This is a genomic window from Actinoplanes sp. NPDC049802, from assembly GCF_040656595.1.
Lineage (GTDB): Bacteria > Actinomycetota > Actinomycetes > Mycobacteriales > Micromonosporaceae > Actinoplanes.
Map to the genome: position 1 here is coordinate 1 of NZ_JBFAMR010000122.1, position 14,335 is coordinate 14,335.

Genomic DNA, 14,335 nt, shown 5'->3' on the forward strand with positions numbered 1-14,335 from the left:
CAGCCGCATCCAGTCCTGATCAGTCAGATCACCAGCCACAACACGCCAACGATCGACCACGGTCATCCGTGATGATCCGTCAGATGCGCTCTAGCTTCGTGGCATGACGGTATTCGGGGACCGACTACGGGAACTGCGCCACACCGCGGGACTGACGATGGAACAGCTCGCCGAGGCGTCCGGGGTGAGCGTCCGGGCGATCAGCGACATGGAACGCGGTCACAGCCGGGCGCCGCAGCCGCGGACCGTCGCCGCCCTGGCCGGTGCTCTCGGCGCCGACCCGCACGGGCTGGCCGGGCTGCGGCCGCGCCGGGAACACGACCGGCCGTGGCGGGGCGAGCCGCCGCGGGTGGCGGCCACCTTCGTCGGCCGTGCCGCCGAGATCGACCGAATCGTCCGGCACGCCGCCGCCCCGGCGCCGGTCGTGGTGCTGCACGGCCAGCCCGGCGCCGGCAAGTCCGCCCTCGCCGTCCACCTGTCCGGGCGGCTGCGGTTGCCCGGCGGGCGGGTGTTCGCCGACCTGCGCGGCGTCGACCCGGTTCCGCCGCGCCCCGGCGAGGTGGCCGGTCAACTGCTGCGGGCACTCGGCGTCGGCCCGCGCCGGATCGCCGACACGGCCGGCGAGCGTTGCAGCCAGCTGCGGGCCGAACTGGCCGCCCGGCGCTGCCTGGTCGTCCTCGACAACGCCGCCGACGAGGCCCAGCTGCGGCCGCTGCTGCCCGCGGCCGGGGCCGGCCTGATCCTGGTGACCTGCCGCCGGATGCTGGGCGGCCTCGACGGCGTGTCCCGGGTGCCGCTCGGGCCGCTCGCGCCGGGCGAGTCCGCCGCCCTGCTGGCCGCGATCACCGACCGGGCCACCGGTCCGGCCGCGGCCCGGATCGCCGACCTGTGCGGGCACCTGCCGCTGGCGCTGCGGATCGCCGCGACCCGGCTGGCCACCCGCCGCGACTGGACGGCCGGGCACCTGGCCGACCGGCTCGCCGACCCGGCCCGGCGGCTCGCCCTGCTCAGCGCCGGCGACACCGGGATGGCGGCGGCGATCGGCCGCTCCCACGCTCAGCTGTCCGGGGAGGGCCGCGCCCTGTTCCGGCGGCTCGCCCACCTTCCCGGGCCCGGCTTCGCGGCCGGTGTCGTCACCGCGCTCACCGGCGCCGACCCCGACGACGCCGCCGACCGGCTCGACGAACTGATTGAGCTGGGCCTGCTGGAGACCGCCGGGCCCGACCGCTACCGGATGCCCGACCTGATCCGCCTGTACGCCGCCGAACGACTGCACGCCGAGGAGAGCCCGGCCGCCCGGGAGGCCACCCGCCGCCGCATTTCTGCCGGTCGTCCTGCATGGTCCACGGCCGCCGCCGTTGGTTGCATCGGCATACCGACGTACGGATGAAAGGGCTTCCTCTGATGTCTCCCGTTTCCCGGCGGACCGTTCTGGCCGGTGCCGCCGCCGCGGCGACCGCGACCGTCTCCGCCGCCGCGCCCGCCACGGCCGCGACCTCGAAGGTGAAGCCGACGATCGTGCTGGTGCACGGCGCGTTCGCCGACGCGGCCGGCTGGTCCGGAGTGCTCAAACGCCTGATCCGGGCCGGCTATCCGGTGCTCGCGCCGGCCAATCCACTGCGCGGCGTCACCTCCGACTCCGCCTACCTGGCCAGCATCCTGGCCACCATCGCCGGGCCGATCGTGCTGGTCGGCCACTCCTACGGCGGTGTCGTCATCACCAACGCCGCCACCGGCAACCCGAACGTGAAGGGGCTGGTCTACGTGGCCGCGTTCGCGCCCGACGCCGGCGACACCGTCGTGCACCTGCAGACGATCTTCCCCGGCACGAAACTCACCCTGGACGCCCTGGACTTCCGGCCGTACTCGGCCGGCCACGTCGACGGCTACGTCAAGCGGGAGGTGTTCCGGGAAGTGTTCGCCGGCGACCTGTCGAGACAGGACGCCGACCTGCTGTGGGCCACCCAGCGGCCCGGCGACTCCAGCACCCTGGACACCGCGTCCGGCGCGCCGGCGTGGGCGAACATCCCGTCGTACTACCTGGTCGCCCGTAACGACAACCTGATCCCGGCGGCCGCCCAGCGCCACATGGCCGCCCGCGCCAAGGCCCGCACGGTCGAGGTGTCCGCCTCGCACGTCGCCCACATCTCCCAGCCCCGCATCCTCGCCGACCTGATCGAAAGGGCCGCCCGATGAGCTTCGTGACCACCGCCGACGGCACCGACATCTTCTACAAGGACTGGGGCACCGGCCGCCCGGTCGTGCTCGCCCACGGCTGGCCGCTGAACTCCGACAGCTGGGAGGCGCAGCAGCTGTTCCTGGCCGACAACGGCTACCGGGCGATCGCCCACGACCGGCGCGGCCACGGCCGGTCCACCCAGACCTGGCACGGCAACGAGATGGACACCTACGCCGACGACCTGGCCGCCCTGCTCGACCACCTCGATCTGCGTGACGTGACGCTCGTCGGGTTCTCCACCGGTGGTGGCGAGATCACCCGCTACATCGGCCGGCACGGCACCTCCCCGGTGGCGCAGGCGGTGCTCGTCTCCGCCGTGCCGCCGCTGATGCTGCGCCGTGACGACAATCCCGGCGGCGTCCCGATCGAGGTGTTCGACGGCATCCGCGCCGGCTCGGTGGCCGACCGGTCCCAGCTGTACCGGGACCTCGCCGACGGCCCGTTCTTCGGCAACAACCGCCCCGGTGTGGAGATCTCGCAGGGTGTCCGGGACGCGTTCTGGTTGCAGTCGATGGCCGCCGGGCACCGCAACGCCTACGAGTCGATCGCCGCGTTCTCGGCCACCGACTTCCGTGACGACCTCGCCAGGTTCGACGTGCCGACCCTGGTCATCCACGGCGACGACGACCAGGTGGTGCCGTTCGAGGTCGGCGGCAAGGCGTCGGCCGCACTCGTCAAGGGCGCACGGCTGCTCGTCTACCCGGGCGCGCCGCACGGCATCACCGACACCCACAAGGAGCAGCTCGGCGACGACCTGCTCGCCTTCCTGCGCGAACACGCCTGAGCACGTCCGGCGGCCTCTTCCAAACCCTTTTCTCCGGTACGCCCCGGATCAGTCCCGCCCTACCGCACGGCCTGGCCGCCGGGTCCGGCCCGCGGGGCCGCCGCCGGGCTGAGCTGCCCACTCACCCTCGTGGGTCAGCTGCGCCCGGCGGCGTCGCCGCTCTCGCTGCGGGCCCGGCTCGCCGGGTGCCGCGGCATGCGGCTCACATCCCGCTCGGCGTCGTCGTCGGCCGGCTTCTCCCGGCGGAACGCCTCGGCCAGCTTGTCACCGTGGATCTTCAAGGACTCCTGCTGGGGCCGCGTCTTCTCCATACCTCCATCGTCAGCCCGGCCGCCCTTGCGCGACCCGGATTCGGTCAGAGTGCCGCCGGGTCCACTCGAAGGCGGCGCGCACCTCGTCGGCGGCCCCCAGCTCACACAGCCGGATCATCGCGGCCCGCCCGGCCTGCGCCCCGGTGAGGATGCCCCGCCAGCAGCTCTCCTGCCACCACAGGATGGTGTCGACCAGTGCCGCCCGGTCGGCGTCGCCCAGCCGGTAGCCGTCCGCCACCACCCACACCAGGCGTCCCGCCTCGTCCGGATCCGGCACGTCCGGGCCCAGGCCGACGTACTGCCAGCAGACGTGCGCCACGTCCTGCACCCGCCGCCCCGGCGCTGCGTCGTCCCAGTCGATGAACGCCACCGGCTCCAGCCCGCGGTAGACGGTGTTCTTCGGCGACAGATCGTGGTGACAGACCACCTCCAGCTCCCCGGCCAGCGCGGTCCCGGCGGTCAGGTCGTGGAACTCGCGCACCATCCGCCCCACGGCCCGTAGGTTGGGCTCCGACCGTACGTATTCCGGTGGCCGTCCCCGCTGCCAGGGCACCACCCCGTCGAGGTATTCGAGAATCGCCCGCCCGTCGCCGTCGACCCCGAAAAACCGTGGCGCGCCGGCCCAGCCGTCCAGATGCCGCAGCAGCCCGTGCACGAACGCGGGATCCCGCGGTGGTGCCTTGCGTACGGTGCCGCCCACCCGCACCGCGCCGGCGATGAACCCGCCGGGCAACGGTTCCTCACCCATGCGCGTGCCCGATCACTCGACGAGCCCGGCGCGGTAGGCGTAGATCGCGGCCTGCACCCGGCTGGTCAGGTGGAGTTTGGCCAGCACCGCGCTGACGTGGATCTTCACCGTTCCCTCGGCCAGGTGCAGCCGCCGGCCGATCTCGGCGTTGGTCAGCCCGGCGCCGACCAGTTCGAGCACGTCCCGTTCCCGCGGGGTGAGGCCCCGCACTCCGGTGCGGGCGGCCAGACGGTCCCGCAGCTCACCGCCGTGCAGCACCCGGACGATCCGGTGGGCGACCGGCGGCGCCAGCACCGTGCCCCCGTTCATCGCGGCCTTGATTCCGCTGATCAGCTCGTACGGGTCGCCGGACTTGAGCAGGAACCCGTGCACGCCGGCGTCGAGGGCGCGCGCGATGTAACGGTCCTCGTCGAACGTGGTGATGATCATGACGCGGAGGGCGGGGTGCGCCGCCCGCAGCGACTCGGCCGCGGTGAGACCGTCCATGCCCGGCATTCGGATGTCGAGCAGCGCCACGTCCGGCCGCACCTGCTCGACCGCGGCCAGCGCGGCCCGGCCGTCCTCGGCCTCGGCCACCACGTCGAGGTCGGGATCGGAGGTCAGCACGGTGGTCAGGCCGGCCCGCACCAGCGGTTGATCGTCGGCGACAAGAATCCTGATCATCGATGCCGCCCGGTGAGATCGTCCAGCCGGGAGACGCGATGCCCGGAGAAACAGACCACGTAGTTCCCGTACGCGAGAGGGTAGTTACCGTCCGTGTAGTAGCGGCATCCCGGTTCGCTGCGGCCACCCCACCGGATCGTCGCCTCCCGCCGGGGAAGGGCCCGAACCGCCGCGGCCGTGTCCGGCATGCCGACCCGCAGAGCGGCGAACACTTCGTCCTCCATCGAGGCGTCGCGGACCGCCCAGGCGTAGAAGCCGGTCGCGACCACCATCAGCACCGCGAAGGGAACCAGGATCGTGCCGGCCAGCATCCGCCGGACACGACGGCGGCGCGAACGGTAGTCGACGCCGAGCCGGCCGGGCTCGCCGTCCATGCCGGCCGGCACCTCCGCGGCCAGACGGAACCGGCCGTCGGTGAGCGTGGCCGTCAGCGAGCCGCCGGCCTTCTCCAGGCGCGCCGACAGCATCGCCAGACCGGCGCCCGGCCGACCCACGGGGGCCTCCTCCGTCACCGGGTTGACGATCTCCACCCGCCGCTCGGCGAAGGTGACGGTCACCGCCGCGCCGGGCGCGTGCCGGACGGCGTTGGACAGCGCCTCGGACAGCAGCCGCGCCACGAACGGCTCGCGGCGCACCGGACCGTGGACCTCCAGGATCATCCCGGCCTCCCGTGCCTTGCCGAGCACCGTCGCGGGGTCGGTGTCATCCTGGACGTCCAGGAGATCCACGATCCGGCGTACGGTCTCGATCGCCGCCGCCGAGCCCGCCCGGACCGCGGCCGCCCGTTCCCGGGTCTCCGGATCCCGGGCCGTCACCTGGATGGCCGCCGCCTGCAGCGACAGCAGCGCGAGGTCATGACCCAGCGTGTCGTGCAGATCGGCGGCGATCCGGGCCCGCTCGGAGACGCGCGCGTCACGGGCATGCGCCCAGCCCTGCTCGACGAACTCGTGACGCAGCCGGCGGTAGGCGCCGATGAGCGCCGCGAACACGGCGAGCACCACGACGACCTGGTCGACCAGCCACGACAGGGTGTCCTGGGTGTGGGCGACGGCGACCGCGGACGCCACCTCCACCGCCCCCAGCAGCGCGATCACCGCCCAGAGCCGGTCACGCCGCCCGCAGAGACAGCAGCCGGCGGCCACGGCCACGGCCGCCAGGGCGTACCACTGGCCCCACCCATGCATACCGTCACCCTATGCATCGCGGCGGGCCAGCACGGCACCCGCCACCGACAGGACGGCGACGGTCCAGCCCGCCAGCACGAGCAGGTGGCGTACGCCGTCGCCGGCCATGAACGCGACCGCCGCGCCGGCCGGCAGAAACCGCCCGATCCGCGGATCGACCACTTGCAGCCCGACCAGCAGCACGAACATCGTCGTCAGGGTTCCGGCGCCGCTGCGCAGCAGGAACCCGACCGCCACGGTCAGCATGCAGGCCAGCGATGCCGTCGCGGCCAGCCGCAGGCACGCCGCGACCGGTTCGCCCCCGGCCGCGTGGTCGCCGAGCAGCAGCGCGGCGGTCGCCCAGCCGGCCGCCGCCGACGCCAGACCGGCCACGAAACCGGTGACCGCCGCGACCGCGGTCTTGGCGAGCAGCACGTCACGCCGCCGAGGATGGGCCAGCAGGGTGGACCGGATCACGCCGGTGCCGTACTCGGAGGTGACCGTCAGCATCGCCAGCGCCACCAGGACGAGCTGGCCGACCTGCATCGCCTGCGTCAACGGGTCCAGCACGGGCAGGGTCGCGGAGGCGGGCAGCCGGCCCTGCCCGATGTCGTAGCGGAAGTCGTTGGCCAGCGTCGCCGCCATGACGGTGGTGAGCGCCGGCGCGGCGACCACGCAGAACCAGGGTGAACGAAGCGACCAGGTCTTGCCCCATTCGGCGGTGAGCGCACCTCTCATGCGGTCACCGCCACGTACTCGGCCTCGTCCTCGACCAGGCGCACGTACGCGTCCTCCAGGCTCGGCACGTCGGCGCGCAACTCGCGAAGCACCGCACCGGCCCGCTGCGCCCGCCGGCCCACCGCCGCGGCGGCCAGGCCGTGCACCCGCAGCCGGTCCGCACCGATCGGCTCGGCATGCTCGCCCAGGGCCGCCACCAGCAGCCGGAACGACGCCTCGTCGGCGGCCGCCACCTCGACGACGGCACGCCCGCCGGCGGTGAAGTCGGCGACCGTCGCGTCCGCGAGCAGCCGGCCCCGGCCGAGCACCACCACCCGGTCGGCGATCAGGGCCACCTCGCTCATCAGGTGGCTGGAGACCAGAACGGTGCGCCCCTCGCCCGCCCACCGCCGCATCAGCCCGCGCACCCACCGCACGCCGTCGGCGTCGAGGCCGTTGACCGGCTCGTCCAGGATGATCGTCGCCGGGTCGCCGAGCATGGCGCCGGCGATGCCGAGCCGCTGCGCCATCCCGAGCGAGTAGGTCCCGGCCCGTTTACCGGCGACCGTGCCGATGCCGACCGCGTCGATCACCGCCTCCACCCGGTCGTTCGGGAATCCGTTGTAGCGGGCCAGCGCTCGCAGGCCGGCCCGTCCGGTCCGCCGCGGATGGAAGGCGCGGGCGTCCAGATGGGCGCCGACCAGCCGTAGTGGGTTGCGCAGGTCGGCGTACCGGCGCCCGTCGATCAGCGCGGTTCCGGATGTCGGCCGGTCCAGGCCGAGCACCATGCGCATGGCCGTGGACTTGCCGGCGCCGTTCGGCCCGAGCAGGGCGGTGATCCGCCCCGACGGGACGGTCACGGTGACCCGGTCGACCGCCGTCCGGTCGCCGTAGCGTTTGGTCAGTTCGTGCAGCTCGATCATGGGATCCAGCCTCGCGAGCCGGCTGGGCGCGCACATCTGGCGTCGGGTGGCGGCCGCCTATGTCGTTCGGCATACCCCGGGGTCACTCGTGGGTGAGCAGGGCGCAGGTGAGGGCCTCCTGGGCGGGGCGGCCGGCGACCAGCCGGCGGATCTCGGGGGCCGTGCCGGCGGGCATCACACAGTCGGCGGACCATTCGATCAGGCGTACCGTCTCGCCGATCTCCGGCACCCGGCCGGGACAGCGGTAGCTGACGTCCAGGTGGACGTCGGGGAGGGTGCCGTCGTCGAGGTTCATCGCCACCCAGCCGGCGAACGTCTCGCCGTCCCATTCGCAGATGCGGCGGGCCACCCGCTCGAAGTCGGCGAAAGCGGCGTCGGAGATGCCGCGGCCGTATGTCTCGTCCAGGGCGCGCCGGTAACCGTCCCGGTCGTAGACGGCCGGTGCGGCGGGCACGCCGTGCGCGGACGGGATCACCACGGCCGGTTCGGTGGGTCGCGGCCACGGCATCGTGGCCGTCGCGGCGGCGGTGACGGCTGCCAGGGCCACGGCCACACGGGTGGCCGGCCGCATCCGGCGCGCGTGCCGGCCCCGGCGACTCCGTGCGTGTTTCATGGTCACCTTTCCGCCCCTGTTGGGATAGTCGGCGGCCATGCCCGGACGGATAGGACGCATGCGAAACAACCGGCCGCCCGGGGTCTCCAACGGGTCCCGTCAGCCGAGTACTCACCAAGGGTGGGGTGGCGACTAGGTTGTCGGGGTGCGTCGGACGGAATCAGGAGCGGAAGATCATGACCCGATCGGGCGACTCCGGGCCGCTTCGCCGTGTCCCGCCGGCACACTCCCTCGGGAGCCGGGAGCCGGGAGCCGGGAGCCGGGAGCCGGGAGCCGGGAGCCGGGAGCCGGGAGCCGGGAGCCGGGAGCCGGGAGCCGGGAGCCGGGCCTGATTGGGTGACCTTCCGCTGCGAGCGGACGGTGCTCGTGGTGGTCCGGACCGTCACGGCGCTGACCCGCTTGCTGGACGTGGTGTCGCTGATCGTCGCGGACCGGCGGGTGCAGATCCTGTTCACGGTGGACGGCGAGCGCGCCGCGGTGTTCGGTGACGGCACCGATCGGGCGATCGCCGGAATCGCGGCACGGACGATCCCGTGGGAGCGGGCCCGCAGCACCCGGTTCGATCTAGTGCTGTCGGCCAGCGAGAACGACGGTCTGGAGGAGCTCGACGGCCCAACCTTGGTGCTGCCTCACGGGCTGGGCTTCCAGAAGTTCTACCCGGGCGGCCGGACCGTGGCCGGCCTGGATCCGCGGCGGCTGAAAGAGCACAACCGGGTGATCGCCCTGTCCCATCCCGGGCAGCGGGAGTGGATGTCCGAAGGCCGGGACCGGGCGGTCGTCGTCGGCGACCCCTGCTGGTCCCGGATGCACGCCAGCCGGCACCGCCGGGACGCGTACCGGGCGGCGTTCGGCGCCGACGGCCGGCGGCTCGTGGTGCTCGCCTCGACGTGGGGACCGGAGTCACTGCTCGGCGCCGCCCCCGACCTGCCGGAGCGGCTGGTCGCGGAACTGCCCATGGACGAGTACCGCATCGTGGCCGTCCTGCATCCGGGCGTCTGGGCCGCTCACGGACCGTGGCAGGTGCGCGCGTGGCTGGCGCGGGCGAACGTCCGGGTGCTGTCGCCGGACAGTGACTGGCAGGCGGCCCTGCTGGCGGCCGACCGTGTGATCGCCGACCACGGTTCGGCGGCCGGATACGCGGCCCTCGCCGGAGTGCCCGTGCTTCTGGGCCCGCGAGGGAGTGCCACGACGGTCCCCGGATCGATCGCCGACCTCCTGGCCGAGCGTTGTCCCCGGATCGGCGCGGGCCTTCGTACCCGGATCGACACGGCCGGGCCGGTCACGCTGGAACCGCCGATCGATGCCGCGGCCCCGCTGAGGGCGCTGCTCCACCGGATGATGGACATGGCGGAACCGTCGTACCCGGCGGAGTTCCCGCCACTGCCCGTCCCCGCCACCCACACGCCGACCGTGGGCGCATGGGTGGCGGGCGAGAACGGCTGTCTCATGAGATATCCGGACACCGGCCACGGGCCGCCGCATGACGACCTGTCCTACCGGCACACCGTCGCCAGGATCGAACACTGCACCCTCACCCAGGCCGAAGGCGCGACCGTCATCGGCGGCGCCGACCTGGACCGCTGGCCGCGAGCCCACCTGTCGGCCACCGTCGACGGCCACACCTGCCGCATCCGGGCCCGCGACGGCCGAACCACCACGCTGCACAGCGACGACCCCACCATCGACCCGTGGGTGCTCGCCTCCTGGGCCTACATCCGGCTACGGCGCGGCGAACCGCTGCACGGGCCGATGCGGCTCGGCGACCGCACGGTCACGGTGTCGGCGGAAGACCACTGAGCCGGTCCGTGAACTCCCGCTGCCGCGGATGCTCGGCCAGGAAGTAGCGGTAGGCGACCCAGCCCCACCAGCGGCGGGCCTGCTCCACGTCCCCGTACGCCAGCGCCACCTGGGCACGCAGGTCGGCGAGTTCCAGCTCGTACTGGGTGGCGCCGCTGCCGGTGGTCAGCTCCCGGGCCCGCCGCAGATCCTCGGCAGCCGCCGCCGCGTCCCGCAGCGCCAGATGGGCCCGGGCCCGGACGAGATGCAACCGTGCCAGGTTGCGTGTGTCCCCGGCCGGCGCGGTGGCGTCGGCGAGCAGCGCGAGCACCTCACCGCCCCGGCCCGCGTCGACCAGCACGTTGGCGAGCATCCGCAGGTGCAGCCCCAGCGCCCGTCCGTCACCGAGCTCCCGGTCGATCGCGACGGCCGTACGCAGACCGGTCTCGGCGAGGGCGAGCTGCCCGGCTGCCCCGGCCCGCGCCGACTCCTGCGCCCACCGGGACCGGAACTCCAGGATCGACGACTCCAGCTGCCGGTCCCCGAGCGGCGCCACGAGTGCCTCGGCCGTGCTGAGGGAGACGTCGGCCCGGTCGAGATGCCCGAGCAGCATCTGGATGCGCCCCTGCAACGCGTGCAGCCGGGCGGCCGCGGGCCGCCAGCCGAGCGCCTCCGCACTGGCGATGCCCCACTCGTTGGCGGCCAGGCAGACCAGGTGATGCCCGCGGACGGTGAGCAGCGCCTCCAAGGCCCCGCAGATCTGGACGACCTCGACGTGGTGGCCGCGATGGTGGGCCTCCCGCAGCAGGTCGAGCACGATGTGTGCCTCGTTCTGCAGCCAGTCGGCCGGCCGTAGCCGCCGTTCCGGCCAGGGCAGCTCCGGCGGCGCCGGGTAGCGCCGCAGCCGCCCGTGCCGCGCCCGGTCGGTCACTCCGGCCGGATCCATGGCCAGGTCGGCGGCCCCGGCCATGTCGCGGAACCAGCCGAGGAAGCGCAGAAATCCGGTGTCGTCGGCGGTCACCGAGCGGCGCACCGACCAGAGCAGGCTCAACCGCCCGCCCGGCCCACGGAACATCAGAGCCGCGTCGATCAGCGCGTCGACCAGGTCGTCGCCGGGCCGGCCGAGCAGCGCGGACACTCCGGCGTCGGTGATGTCGGTGCCGGGATGCCCGACGACGAACTCCAGACCGTCCACCGGCAGCTCCGCGACGCTGCGCCGGATCAGGTCGTCCACCAGTGGCCCCTGGGCGCCGGTGAGCTGTTCGGCCAGTTCGGCGACCGCGTCCGGGCGGCCGTGGCGCCGGGCCAGCCGGGCGCCGGCCTGCGCCAGGACGGTCGGCAGCCCGTCACAGAGGCGGATCAGCTCCCGGGTCGCCCGCGGTTCGGCCGCGAGCATCGCCTCGCCGCAGCGGGCCGCCAGGATCTCGCGCGCCCCGTCGTCGTCGACACCGGCGAGCACGATGGTGTCGCCGGTGTTCCACACCCGCAGATCCTGGCCGAGCACGCGGGTGGTGACCAGGACGGTGGCGTGCTCCCACGGGTGGGCCAGGGCGTTCGCCTCGCCTTCGCCGATCACGTTGTCGAGCACCAGCGTGAACTTCCGGTGCCGCAGCGCCCGCCGGTACTGGTCGCCGACGACCGGAGCCGTGTCGTCCACGTGCGGCACGCCGAGCTGCCGCAGCACCGCCTGCTGCACCTCGATGAGCCGCAGCGACTCGCCGTCGCGGAAGCCGTCGAGATCCACCTCGGCGCAGGCGTTCACCCGGTCGCGCAGGTCATAGGCCACCTGGCGGGCCAGCGCCGTCTTCCCCGACCCGCGCGCACCGGCGATCACCCACAGTCCCGGCCCCTGGATGCGCTCCCGGATCTCCGCCCGGTCGGCGAACATGGCCGGCGCCAGCACCGCGATCGCGTCCACGGTGTCGACCGCCACCAGCTCCTGGGCGAGCTGTGCGGCGAACGTCTCGTCCTCCCGGGCCTGCCGCAGGATCCACGCCTGCAGCGCGGCCCGATCGCTCGGCGGCCGCGACGACCGACCGCGCACCAGTCGCAGGATGCGCCGGGCCCCGTACCCGGTGGCGGCCGCGACCCCGGGCGTCATCACGCGGACGGCCTCGGCGGCCAGGACCTCCAGCATCGGCGCTCCGTAACCCTCGTCGGACTCCCGGTCATCCGGACGCTAACACCAACCCGCCACCATCCATCCAGGACGGTCGCCTCAGCCTCCTTTTCCGGTACGCGTACGGCCGTTTCCGTGGTGGCCCCGGCGCGACCACCCGGCCGGTGACGGCCCGGCGGCGCGGCTCTGGCCCGGCCGGTGGGCCCGGTCCGCGCGCCCACCGGCCGCACCGTCATCCAGCTGCCCGGCGAGCGCGCCGCGCTCCTCCAGCACTTCCGTGACCAGCACCGGCAGGCCTTCGAATACATCACCCGCGACTGGCCGAGGGCCGAGCGGCTGAGTTCGCCCGGCTGCTCATCAAGTACGCCGACGACGCCACACGTCTTCCGCTGCCGTCCGAACAGGCCACCGGATCCCGGCCCGGGGGACTAAGGTCGTCGCCATGACCGACATCGACGACCTCGACGACATCGACGACGCCCCGGCCGTGCTGCCGGTCCCCGAGGCGGCCGCGGCCAGCCCGTGGGCGCTGATCGCCCTCGCCGTCGGCGCGATCACCGCCGTGGTCCTCTGGCGCAGACGCTCCAGGGCCTGACCCCTCCAGGGCTGACCCCTCCAGGGTCGACGACGGCCGATCATGCCATCCGGACCCGGCCCGCCGTGGTGCGGTGGCCGGGCGCGGTGGGCGTCGGCGGGACGGCTTCACCCGTACCCTCGAATGGTTTATGAGGTTGTTCTCGACCATTGCTGGTTGGTGCCGGTTCCGCAGGTGTACTGCTGGATGTCGGCGCCGTCGGCGGTGTTGGCCGAGACCACGTCCAGGCATTTTCCGCTGTGCCGCGCCTTGATCTGGTGATAGCTGCCGGCCGCCGCCCACTGCCATTGCTGGTTGGCGCCGTTTCCGCAGGTGTACTGGATGATGTTGGCACCGTCCGCGGTGGAGGACGAGGCGACGTCGAGGCATTTGCCGCTGTGCTGGGCGACGATCTGGAAATAGCCGTTCCCGGCGTCGCGGAACTCGAAGCGCTGGTTTCCGCCGCTGTTCCAGGTGTACTGCTTGATCTCGGCGCTGTTGGCCGTCGAGGCGCTGACCACGTCCATCACCTTGCCGCTGTTGCGGTTCGTGATCCGGTGGTAGGTGGCCGGGTTGCCGGTGACCGTTCCGGCGGCCGCGTCGACGGTGATCGTGGGATACCAGGACAGCGACATCGACGTGTTCGACGGGAAGGTGATCGGCAGCCACACGTAGCGGGAGTCGTTGACCGGGCCGCCCCAGGCGCCCGCCCACCGGTCGCCGAGGTACAGGTAGCCGGTGCCGGAGGTGCCTTGAACCGGGAGGACGTAGGCGGGCTGTGACCCGAAGGTGGTGGAGTCGCCGACGTTCGTCCAGCCGGACCAGGGTCCGCTGATGCTCGTGGCGGTGGCGTATTTCGCCTGGTTCGGGTTCCATCCGGACGTGCCCGAGGTGAGCAGGAAGTAGACGCCGTTGCGTTTGAACATGGCCGGCGCCTCCCGGGTCGCGTTGTCCCAGAAGTTGCCGACCAGCGCGGAGATCTGCAGGTAGTCGCTGGTGAGGCGGTAGATCTGCAGGTCCCGGTTTCTCGTCGGCCGCCGAGATCATGTAGGCGGTGCCGCCGTCCTCCCAGAGGGTGATGTCCCGCGACATGTACTGATCCAACGGCCGGAAACTGCCGTGGTACGTGTACGCGCCGTCGACCGTCGCCGAGGAGGCCACCGCGGCCCGAGCTTCGCCGTAGTCAGTCCCGTTCTCCTTCGTGAAGCGTTGTAAAGTGCAAAACACGCAAGACCTCGACACCGCTTCCGAAGGCATGGCCTCTATCGGCAACCGGTTAGAGCATCGGACCGCCTACCAGCTGATATCGCGGTTGGAAGGTCAACGAGGTCGACCTTCGCCAGCGGAGTGGCCGCTGTCGGAGCTGCCAAGCGGGGTTCACAACGCCCTAGCCATTGGGGGGCTGGGGGCCACGGCGGGCCTCGGTGAACGGTCGTGAGCCTGACGATTGGCCCCTGAACAGGGTGAATGTGGTCGGTTGCTTCCGCATTCAACGGCAGGCGGCCGGGAAATGTGAAATCGATTAGCGGTGCGCGAACCGTCGGCGGGATGTGCCGTCACCTAAGACCGACCGGCGATAGGTCCAAGATCCGGACAGGCGGGTACCTGCTGGCAGCAAACAGGCACGGGTCCATTGATCATCGGAGTTCTCTACGCTTCGTAACCGATGGAGTCCCGTGCCTGCGCTGCCATCTTCGTTGCTCGA

General features: G+C 72.8%; 14 protein-coding genes. 5 read left to right on the top strand and 9 right to left on the bottom strand.

Features of this window, described 5'->3' with window-relative positions; translation table 11 throughout:
- The first annotated feature begins 103 nt into the window (after positions 1–103).
- From AB0I88_RS39260 to AB0I88_RS39270, 3 genes are read left to right on the top strand one after another with little or no spacing between them, the layout of a single operon-like run.
- The gene (locus AB0I88_RS39260; RefSeq protein WP_361037014.1) at positions 104–1,390 is read left to right on the top strand and encodes a helix-turn-helix domain-containing protein; all 1,287 of its coding nucleotides are present in this window, start codon (positions 104–106) and stop codon (positions 1,388–1,390) included.
- A 14-nt stretch (positions 1,391–1,404) separates the two neighbouring features.
- The gene (locus AB0I88_RS39265; RefSeq protein ID WP_361037016.1) at positions 1,405–2,196 is read left to right on the top strand and encodes an alpha/beta hydrolase; all 792 of its coding nucleotides are present in this window, start codon (positions 1,405–1,407) and stop codon (positions 2,194–2,196) included.
- Positions 2,193–3,023: an alpha/beta hydrolase gene (locus AB0I88_RS39270; protein WP_361037019.1), complete on the top strand. Its 831-nt coding sequence runs from the start codon at positions 2,193–2,195 to the stop codon at positions 3,021–3,023. The genes AB0I88_RS39265 and AB0I88_RS39270 overlap by 4 nt, the downstream gene beginning before the upstream one ends.
- A gap of 134 nt (positions 3,024–3,157) precedes the next feature.
- Here AB0I88_RS39270 and AB0I88_RS39275 read toward each other — a convergent pair whose 3' ends face one another.
- The 7 genes from AB0I88_RS39275 to AB0I88_RS39305 all read right to left on the bottom strand — a co-directional run bounded on the left by AB0I88_RS39275 (position 3,158) and on the right by AB0I88_RS39305 (position 8,161).
- Complete coding sequence (locus AB0I88_RS39275) at positions 3,158–3,334, bottom strand: hypothetical protein (protein ID WP_361037021.1); 177 nt, start codon at positions 3,332–3,334, stop codon at positions 3,158–3,160.
- 10 nt (positions 3,335–3,344) lie between these two features.
- Positions 3,345–4,082, bottom strand: coding sequence for a phosphotransferase (locus AB0I88_RS39280; protein WP_361037023.1), 738 nt, complete (start codon positions 4,080–4,082; stop codon positions 3,345–3,347).
- Positions 4,083–4,094: 12 nt separating this feature from the next.
- Positions 4,095–4,745 carry a response regulator transcription factor gene (locus tag AB0I88_RS39285; protein WP_361037025.1) on the bottom strand — a complete coding sequence of 217 codons (651 nt, stop codon included), beginning with the start codon at positions 4,743–4,745 and terminating at the stop codon, positions 4,095–4,097.
- Positions 4,742–5,929, bottom strand: a complete 1,188-nt coding sequence (locus AB0I88_RS39290; RefSeq protein ID WP_361037027.1) for a histidine kinase — start codon at positions 5,927–5,929, stop codon at positions 4,742–4,744. The genes AB0I88_RS39285 and AB0I88_RS39290 overlap by 4 nt, the downstream gene beginning before the upstream one ends.
- A gap of 9 nt (positions 5,930–5,938) precedes the next feature.
- Positions 5,939–6,646 (bottom strand): hypothetical protein, encoded by a 708-nt coding sequence (locus AB0I88_RS39295; RefSeq protein WP_361037029.1) that lies wholly within the window; start codon positions 6,644–6,646, stop codon positions 5,939–5,941.
- A complete protein-coding gene (locus AB0I88_RS39300; RefSeq protein ID WP_361037031.1) occupies positions 6,643–7,548 on the bottom strand; it encodes an ATP-binding cassette domain-containing protein in 906 nt (301 codons plus the stop codon). Before AB0I88_RS39300 ends, AB0I88_RS39295 begins: the two co-directional genes overlap by 4 nt.
- Before the next feature lie 82 nt (positions 7,549–7,630).
- Positions 7,631–8,161 (bottom strand): hypothetical protein, encoded by a 531-nt coding sequence (locus AB0I88_RS39305; RefSeq protein ID WP_361037033.1) that lies wholly within the window; start codon positions 8,159–8,161, stop codon positions 7,631–7,633.
- 336 nt (positions 8,162–8,497) lie between these two features.
- On the opposite strand from AB0I88_RS39305, the gene AB0I88_RS39310 reads away from it, so the two are divergent.
- On the top strand, positions 8,498–9,958 hold the full coding sequence (locus AB0I88_RS39310; RefSeq protein ID WP_361037035.1) for a hypothetical protein: 1,461 nt from the start codon (positions 8,498–8,500) through the stop codon (positions 9,956–9,958).
- Here AB0I88_RS39310 and AB0I88_RS39315 read toward each other — a convergent pair.
- The gene (locus AB0I88_RS39315) at positions 9,933–12,074 is read right to left on the bottom strand and encodes an NB-ARC domain-containing protein (RefSeq protein ID WP_361037037.1); all 2,142 of its coding nucleotides are present in this window, start codon (positions 12,072–12,074) and stop codon (positions 9,933–9,935) included. The genes AB0I88_RS39310 and AB0I88_RS39315 overlap by 26 nt on opposite strands.
- Positions 12,075–12,498: 424 nt before the next feature.
- Between AB0I88_RS39315 and AB0I88_RS39320 the strand changes: the two genes are divergently transcribed.
- A complete protein-coding gene (locus tag AB0I88_RS39320) occupies positions 12,499–12,651 on the top strand; it encodes a hypothetical protein (protein WP_361037039.1) in 153 nt (50 codons plus the stop codon).
- 128 nt (positions 12,652–12,779) lie between these two features.
- On the opposite strand, the gene AB0I88_RS39325 is transcribed toward AB0I88_RS39320, so the two are convergent.
- Positions 12,780–13,556, bottom strand: a complete 777-nt coding sequence (locus tag AB0I88_RS39325; protein ID WP_361037041.1) for an RICIN domain-containing protein — start codon at positions 13,554–13,556, stop codon at positions 12,780–12,782.
- Between the last annotated feature and the right edge of the window lie 779 nt (positions 13,557–14,335).

Bases quoted from the DNA above. Each gene is read 5' to 3' on its own strand.
- AB0I88_RS39260 (WP_361037014.1), top strand. From the start codon at position 104: ATGACGGTATTCGGGGACCGACTACGGGAACTGCGCCACACCGCGGGA.
- AB0I88_RS39265 (WP_361037016.1), top strand. From the start codon at position 1,405: ATGTCTCCCGTTTCCCGGCGGACCGTTCTGGCCGGTGCCGCCGCCGCG.
- AB0I88_RS39270 (WP_361037019.1), top strand. From the start codon at position 2,193: ATGAGCTTCGTGACCACCGCCGACGGCACCGACATCTTCTACAAGGAC.
- AB0I88_RS39275 (WP_361037021.1), bottom strand. From the start codon at position 3,334: ATGGAGAAGACGCGGCCCCAGCAGGAGTCCTTGAAGATCCACGGTGAC.
- AB0I88_RS39280 (WP_361037023.1), bottom strand. From the start codon at position 4,082: ATGGGTGAGGAACCGTTGCCCGGCGGGTTCATCGCCGGCGCGGTGCGG.
- AB0I88_RS39285 (WP_361037025.1), bottom strand. From the start codon at position 4,745: ATGATCAGGATTCTTGTCGCCGACGATCAACCGCTGGTGCGGGCCGGC.
- AB0I88_RS39290 (WP_361037027.1), bottom strand. From the start codon at position 5,929: ATGCATGGGTGGGGCCAGTGGTACGCCCTGGCGGCCGTGGCCGTGGCC.
- AB0I88_RS39295 (WP_361037029.1), bottom strand. From the start codon at position 6,646: ATGAGAGGTGCGCTCACCGCCGAATGGGGCAAGACCTGGTCGCTTCGT.
- AB0I88_RS39300 (WP_361037031.1), bottom strand. From the start codon at position 7,548: ATGATCGAGCTGCACGAACTGACCAAACGCTACGGCGACCGGACGGCG.
- AB0I88_RS39305 (WP_361037033.1), bottom strand. From the start codon at position 8,161: ATGAAACACGCACGGAGTCGCCGGGGCCGGCACGCGCGCCGGATGCGG.
- AB0I88_RS39315 (WP_361037037.1), bottom strand. From the start codon at position 12,074: ATGCTGGAGGTCCTGGCCGCCGAGGCCGTCCGCGTGATGACGCCCGGG.
- AB0I88_RS39320 (WP_361037039.1), top strand. From the start codon at position 12,499: ATGACCGACATCGACGACCTCGACGACATCGACGACGCCCCGGCCGTG.
- AB0I88_RS39325 (WP_361037041.1), bottom strand. From the start codon at position 13,556: ATGTTCAAACGCAACGGCGTCTACTTCCTGCTCACCTCGGGCACGTCC.